Consider the following 19,962-nt stretch of genomic DNA (forward strand, 5'->3'; position numbering starts at 1 on the left):
GTATGACCAGTGCGCATTCCCAGCAGCCGGAACCGGACACGTTCCGCTGTTCGTTTGGCCAGCAGAGCCTGTGGCTCATTGATCAGCTGGAACCTGGCAGCCCGGCGTACAACCTGCATGCGGCTTTGCGGACCCCTTTTGCGCTTTCACCTGCGCCCCTGTCTGCGGCCTGTGCCGCGCTGGCCGACCGGCACGAGACATTGCGGACGTGGTTTGACTGGGACGGTGCTGAACCGGTGCAGCGTCTGACGGATGATCCAACGTCCTTCCTGCGGATGGCTGACCTGAAAGGCATGAGCCCATCTGACGCCGACGCGGAACTTGCCCGTCTGTCGCGGGAGGACGCGGCGACACCATTTGATCTGACGCAGGCACCGCTGCTGCGCGTCGGGCTGGTGCAGATGCCCGGTGGTGCTTCTGTGCTGCTTCTGACGATCCATCATATCATCGCAGACGCCTGGTCGATGAACATTCTGATCCGCGATCTGCTGGAACTCTATGTCGCGGGCGTTTCCGGTCGGGAACCACAACTGCCCGATCTGCCGGTCCAGTACATCGATTTTGCGGCGTGGCAGCGCGACCTGATCGGGGAAGACCGGAACGATGAGCTTGTTGAGGGCTGGCGGGCCTATCTGGCCGGTGCGGGCGAGCTGGATCTGCCGTCTGATCATCCGCGCAGACCTGAGCGGGCACATCATGGCGACCATATCCGTTTCCGGCTGTCTCCGCAGACGTCAAAAGCCTGTCTCGACCGGGCCCGTGAATTCGCTGTTACGCCCTATGCGCTGATCACCGGGTGTTTTTCCGAAGTGCTGCGGCGTTACGGCGGTGGCGAGGATTTCATGATCGGGATGCCCACCGCGGGCCGGCCCCGGTCTGATCTGGAGGATCTGATCGGCTTTTTTGTGCGTACGCTTGTGCTGCGGGTCGATCTGACGGGGGAACCTGGACTGCGCGGTCTTGCCAAGCGGGTGAGCGCTTCGGTGGCGCGGGCTCTGACGCTGCAGGATCTGCCGTTCGAGCGCGTTGTTGAAATGGCGGACCCGGAGCGTGATCTGTCGGTGAATCCTCTCTTTCGCGTCACATGCCAGTACCTCGGCAACCCGCTCGAACGGGCAAAGGCAGGGTCCATCGATGTTGTCGACCTGCACCGGGGCTATGCCAATTTTGACCTGACGCTCGACTTCTGGGAAGAGAACGGTGTTCTGACAGGCCGGCTCGAATATGACCGCGATCTGTATGAGCCGCAGACAATCACGCGTCTTATCGGGCACCTGACCACTTTGCTTGAGGGGGCCCTTCAGCAGCCTGATCTGCCCCTGAGGGCGATCGGGATGCTGACACCGGATGAGCAGAACCAGATTGCGAAATGGTCGGAAGGCTCGTTCGCTTTTCCGAACGATGTCAGCCTGCCGGCGCTTTTCGAAGAAATCGCAGCGACCCACCCGGATCTCCCGGCTGTACGGGATGCCGAAGGTGATTTGTCCTATTCTGAACTGGACAGGTTGTCAGCAGAGCTTGCGCACAGGCTGATCGCATCAGGCGTCGGGCAGGGGGACTTTGTCGGTCATTGCCTGCCCCGTGGCAGGAAACAGATCATTGCGCTGCTCGCGATTGTCCGGGCGGGCGCGGCCTATGTTGCGCTGGAGGACGACTGGCCCGCCGAACGGCTCAGGACTATCGCCGGTGTTACGGGCCTGCGGGTCGTGGTTTCGGATCACGCACCGAATATCGCCGCGATGCCGGACATCGGGCTGATGGCGACAGACGGCCCCGGTGCGCCGCCCGTCGATCTGAAGGAGCGGACAGATGCAGGATCGCTCGCATATGCTGCCTTTACCTCTGGATCCACCGGTGTGCCTAAAGGGGTGCCGACAACTCACCGTGCAGTTGTCCGGCTTATGCGCGGCGGTGCCCCGCTGCAATTCGCACCCGGGGACGTGATGCTGGGCTTCGCACCGCTGGGATTTGATGCCTCAACTTTCGAGATCTGGGGGCCGTTGCTGACAGGTGCCTGTATCGCGGTGGCCGCTGCGGCGCATCTTTCACCACATGAACTGGCGGGGTGGATGGAGCAAGCGGGCGTCACGAAGTGCTGGCTGACAGCAGGATTTTTCAGTCAGATGAGCGCCGCGCGACCAGACATGCTTGCCGGATTGCAGATGGTTTTCGCGGGCGGCGATGTGTTGTCGGAAACGGCGGTTGGCCGGGTCCTTGATGCGGGTGGCACTGTGATCAACGGCTATGGCCCGACGGAGAACACCGTCTTTACATGCTGTTCGGTGATGGCGTCACCTGAAGATATCCGCGACGGTATCCGTATCGGTCGTCCAGTTCCGGGCACGATCATCCGCGTGCTGGATCCGGATGGACATGCTGTTCCGGTGGGAGTGCCTGGAGAACTCGTCGCCGGCGGCGCCGGGGTTTCACCGGGCTATCTTGGCAATCATCCGGACAATGACAGGTTTTCCCCGCTGCCCTGGAGCGCCGGAGGTGAACCGGGCTATCGCACTGGCGATCTCGTCCGCTGGACAAGCCAGGGCGAGCTGGAATTTCTGGGTCGCGCCGACCGGCAGGTCAAGATCCGCGGTTTTCGCGTTGAACCCGGTGCCATCGAACGGGAAATAATGTCCGATCCTGCTGTACGCGACTGCGTCGTTGCAGTGCAGGGGGGCGCGGCTGACGACAAGGCGCTTGTGGCTTTTGTGCTGCCCGAAGCAGGTGATCCCGACGTTGTGGCGTTACGGCAGACACTGTCACGACGGCTGCCTGCCCAGTCGATGCCGTCCGGGATCACGGTGGTTTCGGAAATGCCGCTTGGCAGCAATGGCAAAGTAGATGTTGCCGCATTGCTCGCGCTGCCGCCTGATGACGTCGGGGAGACGACCGCGTCCGGCGCATTGACGGAGGTCGAGGAACTGGTGGCCGAAACCATTGCCGATGTGCTCGGCCTGCCGTCGGTTCCTGCAGACGCGGTATTCTTTGATCTGGGCGGGCATTCGCTCCATGCCACGCGGGTTGTCACACGGTTGCGCGAAACGCTGGACGTCGATCTGCCGCTGCAGGCCATTTTTGAGGCCCCGAGTGTGCGCGGTCTGGCCGGCAGGCTGGAAGACATCCTGCTGTCGGAACTTGAAAATGATCCCGGGGAAGCGCGTTAATGTACGACACAAAGAATACCTCCGGACAGGCAACGCACGCCGCAACTCCGCGCAGTGAAGACCAGCGCGCCTTCCTGAAGAAGCGTCTGGCTGAGTCGCGCGGTCAGCGAAACCACGTGCCCGGCATCATGCGTACGGCGCATGACGGTCCGGTGCCGATGTCTTTTGCCCAGCAGCGTATCTGGTTCCTGCAGGAACTCGCCCCGGGCAACCCGTTCTACAACATTCCGGCCGCTGTGCCGTTGCACGGTGCGGTCGACACAGAAGCCCTGGAGTATGCCCTCAACACCATCGTGCTACGCCACGAAAGCCTGCGCACTGTTTACCTGCGGGTCGACGGGCAGCCGTGCCAGCTGGCTAAACCCCACGTGCATCGCACGCTTGAGCTGGTGGACATTTCGGGCCAGGGGCTGGCTGCTGCGGAGCGGGAGCTGGATGGCCTGTCCGCGGCAGAAGCGGCTCTGCCGTTTGATCTGGCAACCGGTCCGCTGATGCGGTTCCGGCTGGTGCGGCTTTCCGCGCAGCGCCACGTGCTTTTGCTGACGGTACATCACGTTGCAGCAGATGGCTGGTCTATGGGCGTGCTGTTCCGCGAACTGACCGAGCTTTATGCAGCACAGCAGGAAGGCCGCCCGGCACAGGTGCCGGAACTGGGTGTTCAGTACGCCGATTTTGCCCAGTGGCAACGGGACCGTCTGAGCGGCCGTGCGCTGGAGGATCTGCTGGCGTACTGGCGCGAAAAACTCGATGGCGCCACAGATCTGCCGTTGATCACCGACCACCCGAGGCCGGCCAGTGCCTCTTTCGAAGGTGGGTTTCAGGATGTCGAATTTGACCGCGCAACCACGCAGGCATTGCGCGATCTTGCCCGCGCTCATGACTGTACGTTATTCCAGGCAATGCTGGCCGCGTTCAAAATTGTGCTGGCGCGGTATTCCGGCACATCAGATGTTGTTGTGGGTGCGCCCGTCGCAAACAGGTCGCATTCCGATCTGGAGCCACTGATCGGTTTTTTCGTGAACTCGCTGGCGCTGCGAACCGATTTGTCCGGTGATCCCACGTTCACAGATATTCTGGCACGTGTGCGCGATACAACGCTGGGCGCCTACGCGCACCAGGACCTGCCGTTTGAGCGTCTGGTTGAAGAACTGCGACCCGACCGCGATATCAGCCGCAATCCTCTTTTCCAGGTGTCTTTTCAGATTCAGAACGCGCCGGGTGTTTCGGACCGGCCTGCGTCGGGCGGGCATGATTTCCGGCGTGTTGAGCGCAGCTCATCCATTCTCGATCTGGCCTTTTCCCTGTGGGAAACATCCGACGGCCTGGTTGGTGGCATTGAATATGCCACCGATGTTTTCCGCCCCGAAACCGTTCAGTGCATTGCAGACGCCGTCCGCAATGTCGTGCGGGCGGCAACGGCGGATCCGGGTACGAGGATGTCAGAGCTTCCTCTGCTGGACCGGGCAGCGCACAGAAAATTTGACAGGTTGCTGCGTGGAAAGAGCGTCGCGCGACCGCTGCATGATATGTGCGCGATGTTTGAGCGCACGTGGCGCCGGTATCCGGATGCAACTGCGCTGACCGACGCGCAGGGCGACCTTACATTTGAAGAGCTTGAAGAGCTGTCGGCCCGGGTCGCACGCGCGTTTCTTGAGGCCGGGATATCAAAGGGTGATATTGTGGGGCTTGCCCTGCCACGGGGCCGCAGTTTCGTTATCTGCATGCTGGCGGCTGTCCGCCTTGGTGCGGCCTGGCTGCCGGTTGACCCCGGTGTGCCACCTGGTCGGCTTAAAACCATGGCCGATACCGCGGCCCCCCGCATTGTCATTACCGGGGATGATGGTCCTGACTATGCGCACGGGCCCAGCGGCCGGGTGGGCGCTTTGCTGGCGTTTGCAGAAGACTGCCTGCCGTTGTCGGAGTTTCCGGACATTGATCCCGGAGACCCCTGCTACGTTCTCTTTACCTCGGGCTCCACCGGGCAGCCAAAAGCCGTTGAAGTGTCCCATGGCGCACTTGCCAACCATATGGCGTGGATGCGTGACGCTTTTGATGCCGGACCAGAGGATCGTATCCTGCAGCGGACGCCTGCACAGTTTGACGCCTCGGTCTGGGAGTTCTGGCTGCCGCTTACAACCGGTGCTGCATTGTGCCTTCCGCCTGACTTTCATGCGGCTGACAGCCAGGCTCTGATCGCTGCTATGGCAGAGCTGCACCCCAGTATCGTGCAGTGTGTGCCCTCCTTGCTGTCGCAGTTGCTGAGCGAAGGTGATCTTTCCGCAGCGGTCGCCGATGTCCGCATTCTGTGTTGCGGAGGGGAACCCCTGACCACGGATCTGACACGCAGGCTGGCTGAAGCGTTTGCCGGAGCACGCATTTTCAATCTTTACGGCCCGACCGAAGCAACCATTGATGTCACCGCGCATGTCGTTGGCCCCGATGACCGCGATCCGCTGCCCATCGGCAGGCCGGTGGAAAACTGCGGTGTGCTTGTCGTTGACGCCAACCACTTGCTCTGCCCGCCGGGCATGCGCGGTGAGATTGCCGTGACCGGTGCGCCTTTGGCAGAGGGGTATCTGAACCGGGCTGACCTGACGGATGCCGCGTTTGTGACACTGCCCGAAACGGGTGAGCTGGCTTTTCTGACCGGGGATCTGGGCTGGTACACCTGTGACGGGCTGCTACACTGCGCCGGGCGCCGGGACCGGCAGGTAAAACTGCGGGGCAACCGTATCGAACTGGGCGAGATCGAAGCCGCCCTGCGTGCGCATGATCAGGTGGCCGCGGCGGCTGTCGTTCTGCATGCGGAAAAGGAACAGTTCGCGCTTGCGGCCTTTGTCACGCTCTGTGACGACGATGCCGGCAAAGAGTTGCGGCAGGAAACGGAAGACGCAGCAGTCGCAGACTGGGAAAGCCTCTACCAGGTGGTTTATGCGCCGGGCGATCATGTGCCGGAGGATGCCGTCAATGATTTCACAGGCTGGACCAGCAGCTTTGACGGAGAGCCGATCCCGGTCGCTCAGATGCAGCACTGGGCGGATGAAACCGCCGCGCGTATCAGATCGCTGGACCCTGATGGCGTATTCGAGATCGGGTGCGGGTCGGGCCTGATCCTGTCGCGCCTGATGCCGGAATGCGGCCGCTATGTTGGGTGCGACCTGTCCGAACCGGTTGTCCGCCGCCTCAGCGCCTGGGTGCAGCAACATGGACAGGGTGACATTGCGTTGCATACGGCAGCAGCAGATCAGGTGGCGGCCATTGATATCAGCGGCTGCAACACGCTGGTGACGAATTCAGTCGTTCAGTACCTGCCGGGGGCGGGGCACCTCAAAGACGTTATCCGGGAAACCATTGACCGCATGCCAGAGGACGCTCGGGTTTTCATCGGTGACATACGCCCGCTCGGGTTACTGCGCGCCTTTCATACGGGCGCAGAGCTGGCCCGGGCGGGTGAGGCAACCGCGGCGGACCTGCGCAAACGCGTTGAGGCTGCTGTGGCACAGGAAAAAGAGCTGCTCTTTGACCCTGCGTTCTTCCGGCAGCTGGGTGAGGGCGGACCGGCTTGCGATGTTGCCGTGCGGCTCAAAAATGTTGCAGAAAACAATGAGCTCTTTGACTACCGCTATGATGTTTCCATGCGCTGCGGCCTCGCGCAGGAGCCGGCGCCGCTCGGCTGGCTTCACTGGCGCCGTGGTGAGATCAGCGCCGAAGGCTTGAACGACCGCGCCGCCGCATACCAGGGCCCGGTGGCTGTCTGCGGCATCCCGAATGCCAGGGTCGCCCGCGACGTGGCGCTGTCCCATATCCTGCGTGAAGCGGCGGACGAAACACCCCTGCAGGACATGATACAGGCAGCAGATCAAGCCGCTGATGGTGCCATGGATCCGGGGCAAATCGCGGAGATGGCGAGGGGGTATGGCCTGCAGGCCGAACTATTGCCCAATCGTGAGTCCCCGGATCATTTTGACGTCGTACTGCACAGGGGCGAGATCAACGGCTACAGCCTGGACGCCGCGCAACCGGGAAACCGCGCAGGACACCCCGTGTTGTCATCTGAACCGACCCTGCGGGCTCTCACGGCACGGCTCTCGCCTGTTCTGCGTGAATGGCTCAGTGAAAGCCTGCCTGCCGTGATGTGCCCCGCGCATATTACTGTGCTCGACAGAATGCCGACGCTGTCCAGCGGCAAAACAGACTATGTCTCGCTGACACGGAACGTGCCGCACGAACCGGTGCGCGAAACACGTTTTGAAGCGCCTGGAGACGCGCTGGAACAGGTGATTGCGGATGTGTTCGCATCGGTACTTGGTCTGACGCAGGTCGGTGCTTCGGATGACTTTTTCGCGGCCCTGGGGGGGCATTCGCTGCTCGCAACGCAGGCTGTCGCGCGTCTGCGGGAGATCCTCGGCGACGATCTGCCCCTGCGACTGCTTTTTGAGTTCCCAAAGCCTGCTGATCTGGCCAGCCGGATCGATGCACAGATGCCTGGTGCACGGGATATTGCCGAAGCCTACCAGGCAACCAAAGACCTGGATGAAGCGGCGCTGGATGCCCTTCTGGCACAACCGGAGGGTCCGAAAGATGAATAAGAACCTGCAGTCTCCCATGACAAAAGAGCAGAAACGGCTTGCATTGCTGCGGCGTCAGCGGGGTGAGAGCACGGCATCGGTTCCTGTTGACGCAGGCATTCCGCGTCTGCAGCACGACGGACCGGTCCCGGCCTCCTTTGCGCAGCGGCGTCTTTGGTTTCTGGACCGCCTCGCACCGGGCAATCCCTTCTACACAGTCAGTCTTGAACTGCCGCTTGATGGCGTCGTCTGGCCGGATCATCTGGAACAGTCTTTGCTGGAAATCGCCACCCGCCACGAAGCACTGCGCACAACCTTTGCCGAAGAGGATGGGCAGCCTGTGCAGATACTGCATGACGCGCCACGTTTTCCGCTGGAACGCATCGACCTGTCAGGACTGTCCCCGCAGGCTGTTACCGAACGGCTCAGGGCACTGAACGAAGAGGAAAAGAACCGCAGTTTTGATCTGACCGAAGGGCCACTTGCGGTGGCGCGGCTGATCCGGGTGTCAGCGTCACGGCATCTTTTGCTGCTCACGCTGCACCATATTGTCTGTGACGGCTGGTCGCTCAAGGTGCTCGGGCGTGAACTGACCGCGATCTACCGGGCGCGGGTGGCGGGTCAGCCGCACGATCTTCCGGACCCGGATGTGCAGTACCGTGATTTTGCGGTCTGGCAGCATAGCCTCTTTGAAGGATCGCGTATGGCAGGCCATCTCGACTACTGGCGCACGCAACTGGCCGGCGCACCTGAGCTGGCTCTGCCGGTGGACTTCCAGCGTCCTGCAATTCCGACCTACGGCGGTGCGTTCGTGCCATTTACTCTCGACCAGGACTGTGCCGCCGCGATCAGAGAGCTTTGTGCAGAGGAAGGGTTCACACCTTTCATGGTCCTGATGTCGGCCTGGATGGTTCTTCTGGGGCGGTATGCGGATATGGATGACATCCTCGTGGCCGCACCCTCTGCCGGGCGGGAACGCCGCGAGCTGGAAGGCATGATCGGTTTCTTCGTGAACACGCTTGTGCTGCGGGGTGATCTGTCGGGCGCGCCGACATTCCGCGAATTTGTCACCCGTATGAAGAACACCTGCCTTGAGGCCTTTTCACACGATGAGTTCCCGTTTGACCGCCTGATTGAAGAGCTGGCACCTCAGCGCCGGGGCGACAGAAATCCGCTGGCGCAGGTGGTGTTCCAGCTGTTCTCAGCACCCGACAGGACAGTGGGTCAGGCAACGCCCGAAGAACGCCAGCGCGGGACGTCAAAGTTCGACCTGCGGCTTGATCTCTGGGACACGGACGCGGGCTATTCGGGCGAGCTCGAGTATTCGACGGACCTCTTTGAACATGTCACCGCCGAGCTGATGGCAGAACAGTTTCAGATCCTGCTGTTCGGACTTCTTGCCGCGCCTGACGCACCGGTTGCGGACGCAAGCCTTATGTCGCAGCGTGAGTTTGACTGGCTGACGGCGCACACCAATCAGACCGACCGTCACTGGCCCGGCGATATGGATCTTGTGCAGTGCTTCCACGAAATACTGCCGTCCTTTGCGGATGATCCGGCCATACGGTGGGGGGAGCAGATGCTGACCTATGCCGAACTGGACCGGGCCTCCGATGGTGCGGCCGAAGCCCTGGTGGGCCACGGGGTGGAGCCTGGCGATCATGTGGCCGTTTTCCTGCCGCGTTCGTCCGAAATGATCATTTCATGGCTTGGTATTCTGAAGGCAGGGGCCGCCTATGTTCCGCTTGATACTGACACACCCGCCGCGCGCGTGCAGGGGCTGCTGGAAACCATAGATGCGGCGGCTGTGATCAGCGATGACGCCAGTGCGGGTCTTCTGCCGGTGACAGAGTGCCCCGTTATCATGGCGCAGACAGACGTCTGGTGCAGTGCCGCGCCCGGTATGCCGGTGACGCGTGAGCCGCATGATGTGGCGAATATCATGTTCACATCAGGGTCCACCGGCAAACCAAAGGCTGTGCTCGTCCCGCACTGCGGTATCATCCGGCTCGCGACGTGCCAGGAGTTCTGGTCGCCATGTGCAGGCGATGGCATTGCGCAGGGGTCCAACTGTGCCTTTGATGCCGCGACACTGGAAGTCTGGACCGCATTGCTGGGCGGCTGCTGCCTTGTTGGTGTTGAGCGCGATGAGATGCTCTCGCCGGAACGGCTGGGTGCGCGCATAGAAGCGGGCGACTTTGACCATATCTTTATCACGACGGCTCTGTTCCACCGTCTGGTGGATGAGGCGCCGGACATGTTTTCCTCTCTGTCGTCTGTGGTCACGGGCGGTTCGCGCCTCGAACCGGAGTGCGTGCGGCGTGTCATTGCCGCAGGTGCGCCGGATGCCTTCGTGAACGGGTATGGCCCGACCGAGGCAACGACCCTCGGCACGGCCTGGCGTATTGATGCGTTTGACAAACCGCTGGCCAGTGTCCCCATCGGGTCTCCCATCATGAACAGTACTGCCTATGTGCTGGACCCACAGGGCGCATTAGTCCCCCGTGGGGTGCCGGGGGAGCTCTATCTTGGCGGGCCGGGTGTAGCGCTTGGTTATCTCGGTGATCCCGGTCAGACCGCGCGCCGGTTTGGCCCGAGCCCGTTTCGCGAAGATGAAAGGCTGTATGCTACCGGCGACAGAGTGCGCATGCGCCATGACGGCACACTCGATTTTCTGGGGCGCTTTGACGATCAGAAGAAAATCCGAGGCTTCCGGGTCGAACCGGATGAAATTGCTGCTGCGCTGCAGTCTCATCCGCGGGTCGGAGAAGCGCAGGCGCTGATATCCTCTGCTGAAAGTGCCGATGGCAGCGCTGAAAACCGTATTCTGGCCTTTTACGTGCCGGGTGATCCCGCGGACGAAGAGCGGGTCAGCCGGGAAACCGAAGATGAGGCCGTCGCCTACTGGCAGCGCATTTATGACGATGTGGTGTACCAGGATGTCGGCGCTGCGGCGGATGCGGACGCGCAGTTTGATATTACCGGCTGGACGGATACTGCCACCGGTGACCTTCTGTCCCAAGACGACATGGCCGAGCAGGTGCGCCAGACCTGTGAGCGGATCCTGGCACTGGGCGGCCAGGACATTCTTGAGTTCGGCTGTGGCACCGGGCTGATCATGTTCCCGTTGGCGGAACACGTGAGATCCGTTCTGGGCGTGGATCTCTCGGAACGGGCTCTGGATCACGTGCGACGGACGGCGGATGAGGCCGGCATCGGGAACATCTCTGTGAAACAGGGGAGTACAGAGATTCTGGCGGGCCTTGAGGACAACAGTTTCGATACTGTCGTACTGAATTCGACGGTGCAGTATTTCCCATCGGCGGATTATCTCGAAACGCTCATCACCGAGCTGTTGCGCATCACCCGCCCCGACGGGTCCATTTTCCTTGGCGATATCCGTCACCTGGGACTGCTGCCCGCTTTTCAGACGGAGATCGAGTTCAGCCGTGCGGACCAGAGTACGACGGCGCGGGCACTGATGGGGGCGGTGTCACGCCGGGTGAGCGAAGAGCAGGAACTGCTGCTCGATCCCCATTGGTTTAAGGACCTGCGCAAACGGCTGTCCGGGCTCGGCGACATTTCGGTTCGCCTGAAGCGGGGATACGGCCGAAACGAGCTCGCGCGTTTCAGATATGATGTCGTGCTGCGCCCCGGAACGCCGCGAAAAGCACCGGGTCTCCGCGAGTTGATGTGGGGCCAGGATATCCGTTCGATGCAGCAACTGCTCGCCGAAGCGGGGCAGGAGGATCATAAACCGCTGGTGGTGCGCGGGTTGCCCAATGCACGTACAGCGCAGGCGTGTCAGCAGCTGCGGACCATCAGCGAGGCTGGCGAAGGGCAGACGCTTGGTGCTTTGACGATCCCGGCCGTCAGCGACGCGGCACTTTCACCCGAAGAGTTACTGCGTGGGTGCGAGGCAGAGGGTTTTTACGCGGAAGCCACGTGGAACAGCGATCCCGCCTGTTTTGACATCCTGATCAGCGCGGAACCTGTCGCCGCCGGTTTCGGCGCGATGATGCCCGCACCTGACGGTCCGGATGCACCACTTGCCAGTTCTCCGGCGGCGGGCCGCGATCTGCGCAGGCTGGAAGCGGAACTGGGCGCTTATCTGGAAAAGCTGTTGCCTGACTACATGCTGCCTCAGAGCTATGTGCGGCTCGAGGCAATGCCCCTGAATGCAAACGGCAAGGTTGACCGGAAAGCGCTGGCCGCAAGCCTCGTGACGGTTGCCAGCGGCCCCGCGCGTCCCCCACGCACTGAGATTGAGAAACACCTTGCGGCAATTTTCTGTGCCGTGCTGCAGGTGCCGAAGGTCGGTCTGGAAGATGATTTCTTCCGGTTGGGAGGGCATTCGCTCAAAGCCACGCAGGTGATTTCGCGCATCGCGACAGAGCTTGGCGTGACTGTGCCGCTGCGGGCCATTTTCGAGAACGGCACGGTGGAAGGCATGTGTTCCGAGGTGGAAAGGGCGCGTCTGCGAGAGCAGCCTTCAGAGATCACGGCGTCGGATACGGAACAGGATATCGATCTGATGGACGAGGAGGAGCTGGAAAGGGCGCTGGCCCTGCTGGACGATCCCGAAACGGATGGCACCGATGAGTGACAGCGCCACAGATCTGTCAAAGGAGCAGAAAAGAGAGCTTTTGCGCAAACGCCTGGCAGGCGGCCGGCGACTGCCCCGCACCTATCCGGCATCTTACTCGCAGAGGCGGCTGTGGTTCATGCATCGGATGGCGCCTGACAGCCCGGCCTACAACGTCGAGGCAGCGCTGCCGCTTGGTGCAGTTGATACCGGTGTTCTGGAACAGGCGATTAACGGGGTTGTTGCCCGGCACGGCGCTTTGCGTACCACATTTGCGGAAATCGACGGTGAACCGGTACAGAAAGTGGCCCCTGAACTGCATGTGCCGCTGGAACAGATTGATCTGACAGCGCTGCCGGCGGCTCTGCGCGACGCGCGGCTGGCCGAAATCCGCAAACACTGCGCGACCGAAGCCTTTGATCTTGCACGGGGCCCCTTGGTGCGTACCAGACTTGTCCGGTTGCCGATGGGCAGACACCTGCTTTTGCTCAATCTGCATCACATCCTGGCGGATGGATGGTCCATGGGTATTTTCAGCCGGGAACTCACCGCTCTTTACGACGCCTTTTCACGCGGTGAACCTTCGCCGCTTGAACCCTTGCCGCTGCAGTACGGGGATTTTTCAGCCTGGCAGCGCAGGGAAGGGGACGGAGGTGGGTTCTCCGGCGAGCTGGACTGGTGGACGGACCGGCTTGATGGCATGGCCACGCTGGACCTGCCCACAGATTTCCCCCGCCCCGCAGCGCAGAGTTTTACCGGTGCGTTTCACAACTGCAGCTTTTCGGCCAGTCTGACCCGGGACCTGGAGGCATTTTCCCGCGATCGCGGCGTTACGTTGTTCATGACATTGCTGACGGGGTTCAAAACGCTTCTGATGCGTTTGTCAGATGCCGGTGATATCCCGGTAGGGACTTATATTGCCAACCGTGAACGCACCGAGATTGAAGGCCTAATCGGGTTTTTCCTGAACACCCTGGTGCTGCGCACAGAGCTGAGCGGCGATCTGTCCTTCGCTGCAGCACTCGAACGGGTACGGGAAACGGCACTCGGCTCTTATGCCAACCAGTCCGTTCCTTTTGAGAAACTGGTCGAAGAACTGAAACCCGCGCGCGATCTCAGCCGCAATCCGCTGGTGCAGATTGTGTTTCAGCTGCAGAACGCCACGGAAGACAAGTCCGGTGACGGTGCCGCGATGATCGACTACCAACGCTCTGCTGCGGCGTTCGATCTGACCGTCACCGCGTATGTGCAGAAGGGCGAACTGCATTTTACCTATGAATATGCCACGGATCTTTTTGAGCATGAAACCATCGACCGTTTCAGCCAGCGCCTGGAAATCCTGTTGCGGGACGCGCTCGGTTCGCCTGACAGGCATCTGGGTGATTTTGACATCCTGTTGCCGGACGAGCGGTTGGAGAAACGCGGGAACGGTACTCCGGTTGCATGGCCCGATGGCAGCGTAACAGAGCTTTTCGATGCGACGGCAGAAGCGATGCCGGATGCGCCTGCATTCTTTGCGGGAGAGGCCTGTGCAACGATTGGTCAGGTCGCGGATTGCAGCCACCGCATCGCCGCATCCCTCGCCGATGCCGGTGTCGGGAAAGGGGACGTGGTCGGCGTGTGTCTGCCGCGCTCTGTTGAACTCTCTGCCTCGCTTCTGGCTGTCTGGCGTCTGGGTGCTGTCTATCTGCCGCTGGATCCTGCCTACCCTGCGGCGCGCCTCGCTTTTATGGCCGGGGACAGCGGTGCAAAGGTGCTTTTGATCCGGCATGATACCGGAGCCGGATTGCCCGACGATCTGATGCGGGTGAATGTGAATGCGGCGATCGGTGATCTGTCCGAACCAACAGAACCCTTTTCCGACGCCGTCCTTTCACCCGAAGACCCAAGTCATATAATTTATACGTCAGGCTCCACCGGCAAACCCCGTGGTGCAATCTCTCCGCACCGGCAGGTCCTCAACCGGCTGCACTGGATGTGGCATCATTTCCCTCATGCCGCGCACGAAGTGGAAGCGATGAAGACGGCCACCAGTTTCATAGATTCCCTTTGGGAACTGACCGGGCCCGTGATCGCGGGCCGGCCCTCGCTGATCATCGACGCCGAAACACTTCTGGAGCCGTCTGAGCTGTGTGATCAGCTGGCACGAGACGGCGTCACCCGGATGTGGGTCACGCCATCCTATCTGCGCCTTCTGCTCGAAAGTGTGCCGGAGGCCGGGCAGATCATGCCTCAGCTGACCTCATGGTTTATCACGGGCGAGAAACTGCCCGCAGAACTGGCCCGGCGGTTCCGTGACGCGTTCCCGGATGCCCGCCTTTACAACATTTATGGCACGTCCGAGGCCTGGGATATGTGCTGTGACACTGCGCCTGATCCGGGCGATATGAGTGACCCGTTGCCGGTGGGTGAACCGCTGGACAATGTGCCGGTCGCTGTTGTGGACACTTCTGGCCGGCCCGTGCCGGACGGGGTGCCGGGCGAGCTTTGCGCCGGTGGTGTTGCGCCCTGTCTGGGCTTTGTAAGCAACGGCAGCCGGGATGCAGACCGTTTTCTGAACATCGAAGCCGACTCCGGGAGCCTGAGGATGCTGCGCACCGGCGACAAGGCGCGCAGACGTTGGGACGGGCGCATCGACGTACTCGGGCGGATGGACGATGAGCTGAAAATCAGCGGTATGCGCGTGCACCCGGCCGAAATCGAAGCCGCTCTGTCAGGACTGGATGGCGTATCGGCGGCTGCGGTTGCGGGTGTGCCGGATGAGAGCGGCACGGTGCGGCTGTTCGCCTGGGTTGCCGGGGAAACCGCTGTTGCACGCGCCCCCGAAAAGCTGCGCGCTGGTCTGGGGGGCCTGCTGCCGGCGCATATGATCCCCGAGCGCATTTTCTTTGTTGATGAGATGCCGCAGACACCATCCGGCAAAATTGACCGCTCCGCACTGGTTGCGTCATCCGCCAGCCATGCTGATCCCGCATCAGCCGAAGAGCACCGGCACGACGACGCCAGCGAAACGGCAGTTCTGATCGCAGGCGTTTTTTCCGAAGTGCTGGGCCGCGACGTTGGAACACACGAGAACTTCTTTGCTGCGGGGGGGCATTCGCTGCTCGCGGCACGGGCTCTGTCGCGTCTGAATGACAGGCTCTCGCTGGACCTAGGCATCCGGGATTTCTTTATCGACCCTTCCGCCGTCGGCCTCGCGCGCAGTGCCGAAGCCGCGGCAAAAGATGGTGCGCGAACAGAAATAAAAAAGCTGGATCGCGGTCGCACTGGCGCAGGGGTACGTGCGCCGCAGACGGGTGAGGAGCCATGACTGGCTATTCGGTTTCATCTGCACCGCCTGACCTCGTCTGTCTGCACGCGGCCGGCGCAACCGGTGCCATGTTCGCCGGGATCGCTGACCGCCTGAAGGGCCTTGCGAATGTTGTGACACCGGAACTGCCGGGCAGAGGGTCAACCTATGATCAGAAGCCGTTGTTGCGCATGGAAACGGCCGTTGCCAGCCTCCTGCCGGATCTGCTGACACGACCTGACCGCAGCTATGCACTCTTTGGCTACAGCATGGGTGCGCTTGTTGCATTCGAGCTGATATGCGAACTGGCCCGTCTGGGGGCAGGGCTGCCAGCCGTACTCTTTGTGGCGGCTACACGTGCCCCACATGTGCCGCCCCGAGAAGCGCCGCTGCATCTGATGGATGATGCGGACCTGCTGGAAGAACTGGCGCGGTTTCAGGGCACGGCGCAGGAACTGCTTGATGATGCTGAGTTGATGGATCTTGTCCTGCCGCGTCTGCGGGCTGATTTCGAACTGTGCGAGACTTACCGTTTTGGTCAGATGCGCCAGTTGCCTGTTCCGCTCTACGCCTTTGGGGGCAAATCCGACGAAAAGGTCACGGCGGCAGATCTTGCGGCGTGGCTGCAGCTCACACTTGTCGGTGGCACCTGGGAACAATTGCCGGGTGGGCATTTTTTCCTGGAGAATCAGGAAGAGGCACTGACACGCCGGATTGCGTCTATAATGCTGCCCGGGGCTTATGCTGTGACGGCACCTTCTGGCACGGTGCCTCATGGATGATGCAATCCTCGCAGAGCGGTCAGGCGCAGCATGCGCTGCACAATCGGTTGAGCTGTGGTTTGCACAACTTGATGATTTGTCCGTACATATCCCGGAAGGGAATCTCAGTGGCAGCTTTGGCCGCCGGGACCCGAAGCGGGACCGCGCCATTTCACACCAATTGCTGAGACAACTCCTGGCCCGCCGCAATGGCTGCACACCAGCGGACCTGGTTTTCGCAAAAGGCGCCCACGGAAAGCCAGCCCTCGCGGGAGCGGGCACTGCGTTCAGCCTGTCCCGCAGCAACGGAGTAACGCTGATCGGCATCAGTGACGCTGCTGCGATCGGTGTTGATGTTGAGTTTTGCAAACCTGTTGATGAGCAGAATGGCATCACCGACATGTTTCATCCCCGGGAGCGCGCTTTTCTGAATGGTATGAAACCGGCAGAACGGTTGCATTGGTTCTACCGGATCTGGACGCGCAAGGAAGCGGTTCTCAAGGCAACAGGCACCGGGCTTTTGCGTGCTCTGGACAGCTTCAGCGTGGTCGGGCACCCAACGGAGTTCGGCGCGCGCACGTCTCTCTCCGGTCATCATTTTTTCCTGTATGACCTGACATTGCCCGGCGGTGCAGTGGGCGCTCTTGCTACGACCGAGAATGCGTCGGTGCCGCAGGTGCGCCTGTGCACCGGGCCTCTGGCAGGGCAGGGTACGGCATGACCCGTGCAGCTCTCAGCGGTGCCGGCGTGCCGCAGGATGAGTTGTTTCGGGAAATGGAGGACCTGCGCGCCGCAGATGCTGACTGGCGCAATGGACGGTCCGCACTGCATGTCTATTGGGCAGGAGAGGATGTTCAGGACGTTTCAGCACGCGCTTTTGCAATGTTTCAGCAAACCAATGCGCTCGCGCCACGCGCGTTCCCGAGCCTTGCGCGCATGAAAGAGGACATACTGAACATGTCCCTGCCGCTCTGGCGTGCGCCGCCAGGTGCGTCCGGAGTTATCACGACAGGCGGAACGGAAAGCATCATTCTCGCGATGCAGGCGATGCGCCACCTGGCGGCCGAAATGCGGCCGGGACTGCGCCATCCCGTGGTACTGGCAGCCCGCAGCGCTCACCCGGCCTGGGAAAAGGCCGCCGGACTGCTGGGCATGCGGGTCATACGGGTGGCGCTCGACGCGACCTGGCGTGCCGATCCGGGCGCGATGGCCGACGCAATAACCAGCGATGTTGTCGGGCTCCTTGCGTCCGCGCCCAGTCTGCCCTTCGGCACAACAGACCCTGTGCGCGAGATCGGGCAGCTGGCCCTGCGCCATGATCTCTGGCTGCACGTGGATGCCTGTCTTGGTGGATATCTTGCGCCCTTCGTCCGCGATCTGGGTCTGCCTGTACCGGAATACGATTTTTCCGTTCCCGGCGTACGGTCCCTGTCTGCGGATCTGCACAAATACGGATATGCGCCAAAAGGAAATTCGCTGCTTGCATACCGGGACGGAAATGATCTGGCCCGCAACCGGTTTTATTTCGGGGCATGGCCCAAGGGCGGATACGAAACCGCAACGCTGACGGGTACCCGGTCGGGTGGAACGCTCGCGGCGGCCTGGGCGGTGATGCGCTATCTCGGTGCCGAAGGATACAGCAGGCGGGCTGCGGTAATCATGCGAACGCGGGCAGAAATCGAAACTGGTCTGCGGCGGATGGGTGGCACAGCCCTGCTGGGTCCGCAGCACCTTGGTGTTCTTTCATTTACCGTGACCGATGGCGGCACCTGCATCCGCGAAGACAGGCTTGGCGCGCTGGGATGGTACACCAGCCGGATTGCGGATCCGGTCGGGCTGCAGATGACCCTGACCCCCGTGCACGAAGGTATTGCCGGCCATCTGATCCGTGACCTTTGCCACGCGATGCGTTCGGGTGGTGCGGCCAAGCCTGCCCTTGAAATATCTACTTACTGAGTTTTGCTGTTGTCCAAGCTTCCCGATCCGCGTGGTAAATTTCGACCGGCATGACCCAGCGTTCCCGTTCTTTTTTCAAACGTATTCTCCATGGACTGGGTCTCGTTGCAGGTCTGGCTGTTTTGGGATTTTCCCTGCGTCCGGGGTCTGTGCCGGAGTACTATCCGGCAGATCTGCCTGAAACGCCCATCGGCAGTCCCGCACAATGGCGGACCTGCTCCTGGGATCCGGTCGCAGCGGACAGCCGCGCGCAGTGTGCCCGTTTTCTTGTTCCGCTGGATCACGGGGGCGCGCGTCCGGATCAGATCTCCCTGCTCGTAAAACGGATTGTCCCGACGGGGCCGGTCTCGCGTCAGGTCTGGCTTGTGCATGGCGGCCCCGGTGCGTCGTCCACAGCGGATATGGCCACGCTGACAGCGGGACTGGAAGAAGCGCGACCGGACATTGCATTCTATGCTGTCGATCATCGTGGCACGGGAGGCTCGGAACGACTCGGATGCGCCACAGGCGAGGCGGCTCCAGGCCCCGGAGGTGCTGCAATTCTGCCCGGTGAATGGGAAGCGTGCCTTGCGGAAGTGACGACGGAAACAGGTGACCGCCTCAGACACTTTTCGACAGTGGAGGCGGCGCGGGATCTTGATATGCTGATCCATCAGTTCCGGAAAAATGACACTCCGGTTTACGTCTATGGGGGCTCTTACGGCACATTTCTTGTGCAACGGTACCTTGATCTTACCGATGAGCCGCCCGCAGGGGTGATCCTCGAAGGCCTCGTGGCCGCTGATGGTGGCATGCGCGGCTATGATGCCCGGATGGGCGCCGTTGCGCGCGATTTTCTTGCCACCTGTGATGCCGCGCCTGCCTGCAACGGTCACTTTGATGCGCCGCTGGAAACTGAAATCAGGCAGATGTACGCGGAGCTTGAAACAGGTCACTGCCGCTCTCTCAACCTCAATCCCACAACGGCACGCAGCGTTCTTGCGGTAATGGCGCTCTATGCGGAAACCCGTGTGTTTGTGCCGCCATTGGTGCACAGGATCCGTCGGTGTACCTGGTCTGACGTCCGGTTTGTGGCGCGCCTGTTCCGGCAACTGGCGACAGCATCCGGCAGTCAGAATTACTCAGCGGTTCTTCACAATCACATCGTCCTGTCCGAGATGTACCGCCCTGGCGTATCTGCCCCGGAACTGATGAAACAGTATGATGCGGCGGTGTTGTCCACGGGGGCAGAAGCCGGCTACGCCGCACTTTTCCCGACCTGGCCTCGATACCCGAAGCCGGACGCTGTCATCCGGCGTGAGGTCTCGCGGAACGTTCCCGTCCTTGTTCTGCAGGGCGGGCTGGACATCGCCGCGCCATCTGATGTGGCGCGGGCGACTGCCGCCCGGCTGAGCACCAGGCCCGTCCACTTTGTCCTTTTTCCCGAGGGCGCCCATGGCGTGACCGGCGGCACGCCGATGGCCACAGGGCGGGATTGTGCACTTCTGATTTATGCAGCGTTCCTTGATGCGCCTTCGATGCCACCGAATACCCGGTGTGTCCGCGATATTCTGCCTCTAGACTGGTCTTCTGCCGGTGCAGATCGGTTTTTGCCGGGCGACGATGATCTCTGGGGCGAAAAGGACAACTGACTGACAGCCTG

At 61.5% G+C, this 19,962-nt stretch carries 8 protein-coding genes; all 8 read left to right on the forward strand.

Annotated features, from left to right (window positions below):
• The first annotated feature begins 2 nt into the window (after positions 1 to 2).
• From AB4K19_RS02965 to AB4K19_RS03000, 8 genes are read left to right on the forward strand one after another with little or no spacing between them, the layout of a single operon-like run.
• The gene (locus tag AB4K19_RS02965) at positions 3 to 3,161 is read left to right on the forward strand and encodes a non-ribosomal peptide synthetase (protein ID WP_436398988.1); all 3,159 of its coding nucleotides are present in this window, start codon (positions 3 to 5) and stop codon (positions 3,159 to 3,161) included.
• Positions 3,161 to 7,750, forward strand: coding sequence for an amino acid adenylation domain-containing protein (locus AB4K19_RS02970; protein WP_436398989.1), 4,590 nt, complete (start codon positions 3,161 to 3,163; stop codon positions 7,748 to 7,750). The genes AB4K19_RS02965 and AB4K19_RS02970 overlap by 1 nt, the downstream gene beginning before the upstream one ends.
• On the forward strand, positions 7,743 to 12,335 hold the full coding sequence (locus tag AB4K19_RS02975; protein WP_436398991.1) for an amino acid adenylation domain-containing protein: 4,593 nt from the start codon (positions 7,743 to 7,745) through the stop codon (positions 12,333 to 12,335). Before AB4K19_RS02970 ends, AB4K19_RS02975 begins: the two co-directional genes overlap by 8 nt.
• A complete protein-coding gene (locus AB4K19_RS02980) occupies positions 12,328 to 15,624 on the forward strand; it encodes a non-ribosomal peptide synthetase (protein WP_436398992.1) in 3,297 nt (1,098 codons plus the stop codon). The genes AB4K19_RS02975 and AB4K19_RS02980 overlap by 8 nt, the downstream gene beginning before the upstream one ends.
• Positions 15,621 to 16,385: a thioesterase II family protein gene (locus tag AB4K19_RS02985; RefSeq protein WP_375230462.1), complete on the forward strand. Its 765-nt coding sequence runs from the start codon at positions 15,621 to 15,623 to the stop codon at positions 16,383 to 16,385. The genes AB4K19_RS02980 and AB4K19_RS02985 overlap by 4 nt, the downstream gene beginning before the upstream one ends.
• A complete protein-coding gene (locus tag AB4K19_RS02990; RefSeq protein WP_375230463.1) occupies positions 16,378 to 17,085 on the forward strand; it encodes a 4'-phosphopantetheinyl transferase family protein in 708 nt (235 codons plus the stop codon). Before AB4K19_RS02985 ends, AB4K19_RS02990 begins: the two co-directional genes overlap by 8 nt.
• The gene (locus tag AB4K19_RS02995) at positions 17,082 to 18,320 is read left to right on the forward strand and encodes a pyridoxal phosphate-dependent decarboxylase family protein (protein ID WP_375230464.1); all 1,239 of its coding nucleotides are present in this window, start codon (positions 17,082 to 17,084) and stop codon (positions 18,318 to 18,320) included. Before AB4K19_RS02990 ends, AB4K19_RS02995 begins: the two co-directional genes overlap by 4 nt.
• A 50-nt stretch (positions 18,321 to 18,370) precedes the next feature.
• Entirely contained in the window at positions 18,371 to 19,951 is a 1,581-nt protein-coding gene (locus AB4K19_RS03000; RefSeq protein ID WP_436398994.1) for an alpha/beta fold hydrolase, read from the forward strand.
• Positions 19,952 to 19,962: the final 11 nt, after the last annotated feature.

Source organism: Roseobacter phycocola, assembly GCF_042055075.2.
Lineage (GTDB): Bacteria > Pseudomonadota > Alphaproteobacteria > Rhodobacterales > Rhodobacteraceae > Roseobacter.

Bases quoted from the DNA above. Each gene is read 5' to 3' on its own strand.
- AB4K19_RS02965 (WP_436398988.1), top strand. From the start codon at position 3: ATGACCAGTGCGCATTCCCAGCAGCCGGAACCGGACACGTTCCGCTGT.
- AB4K19_RS02970 (WP_436398989.1), top strand. From the start codon at position 3,161: ATGTACGACACAAAGAATACCTCCGGACAGGCAACGCACGCCGCAACT.
- AB4K19_RS02975 (WP_436398991.1), top strand. From the start codon at position 7,743: ATGAATAAGAACCTGCAGTCTCCCATGACAAAAGAGCAGAAACGGCTT.
- AB4K19_RS02980 (WP_436398992.1), top strand. From the start codon at position 12,328: ATGAGTGACAGCGCCACAGATCTGTCAAAGGAGCAGAAAAGAGAGCTT.
- AB4K19_RS02985 (WP_375230462.1), top strand. From the start codon at position 15,621: ATGACTGGCTATTCGGTTTCATCTGCACCGCCTGACCTCGTCTGTCTG.
- AB4K19_RS02990 (WP_375230463.1), top strand. From the start codon at position 16,378: ATGGATGATGCAATCCTCGCAGAGCGGTCAGGCGCAGCATGCGCTGCA.
- AB4K19_RS02995 (WP_375230464.1), top strand. From the start codon at position 17,082: ATGACCCGTGCAGCTCTCAGCGGTGCCGGCGTGCCGCAGGATGAGTTG.
- AB4K19_RS03000 (WP_436398994.1), top strand. From the start codon at position 18,371: ATGACCCAGCGTTCCCGTTCTTTTTTCAAACGTATTCTCCATGGACTG.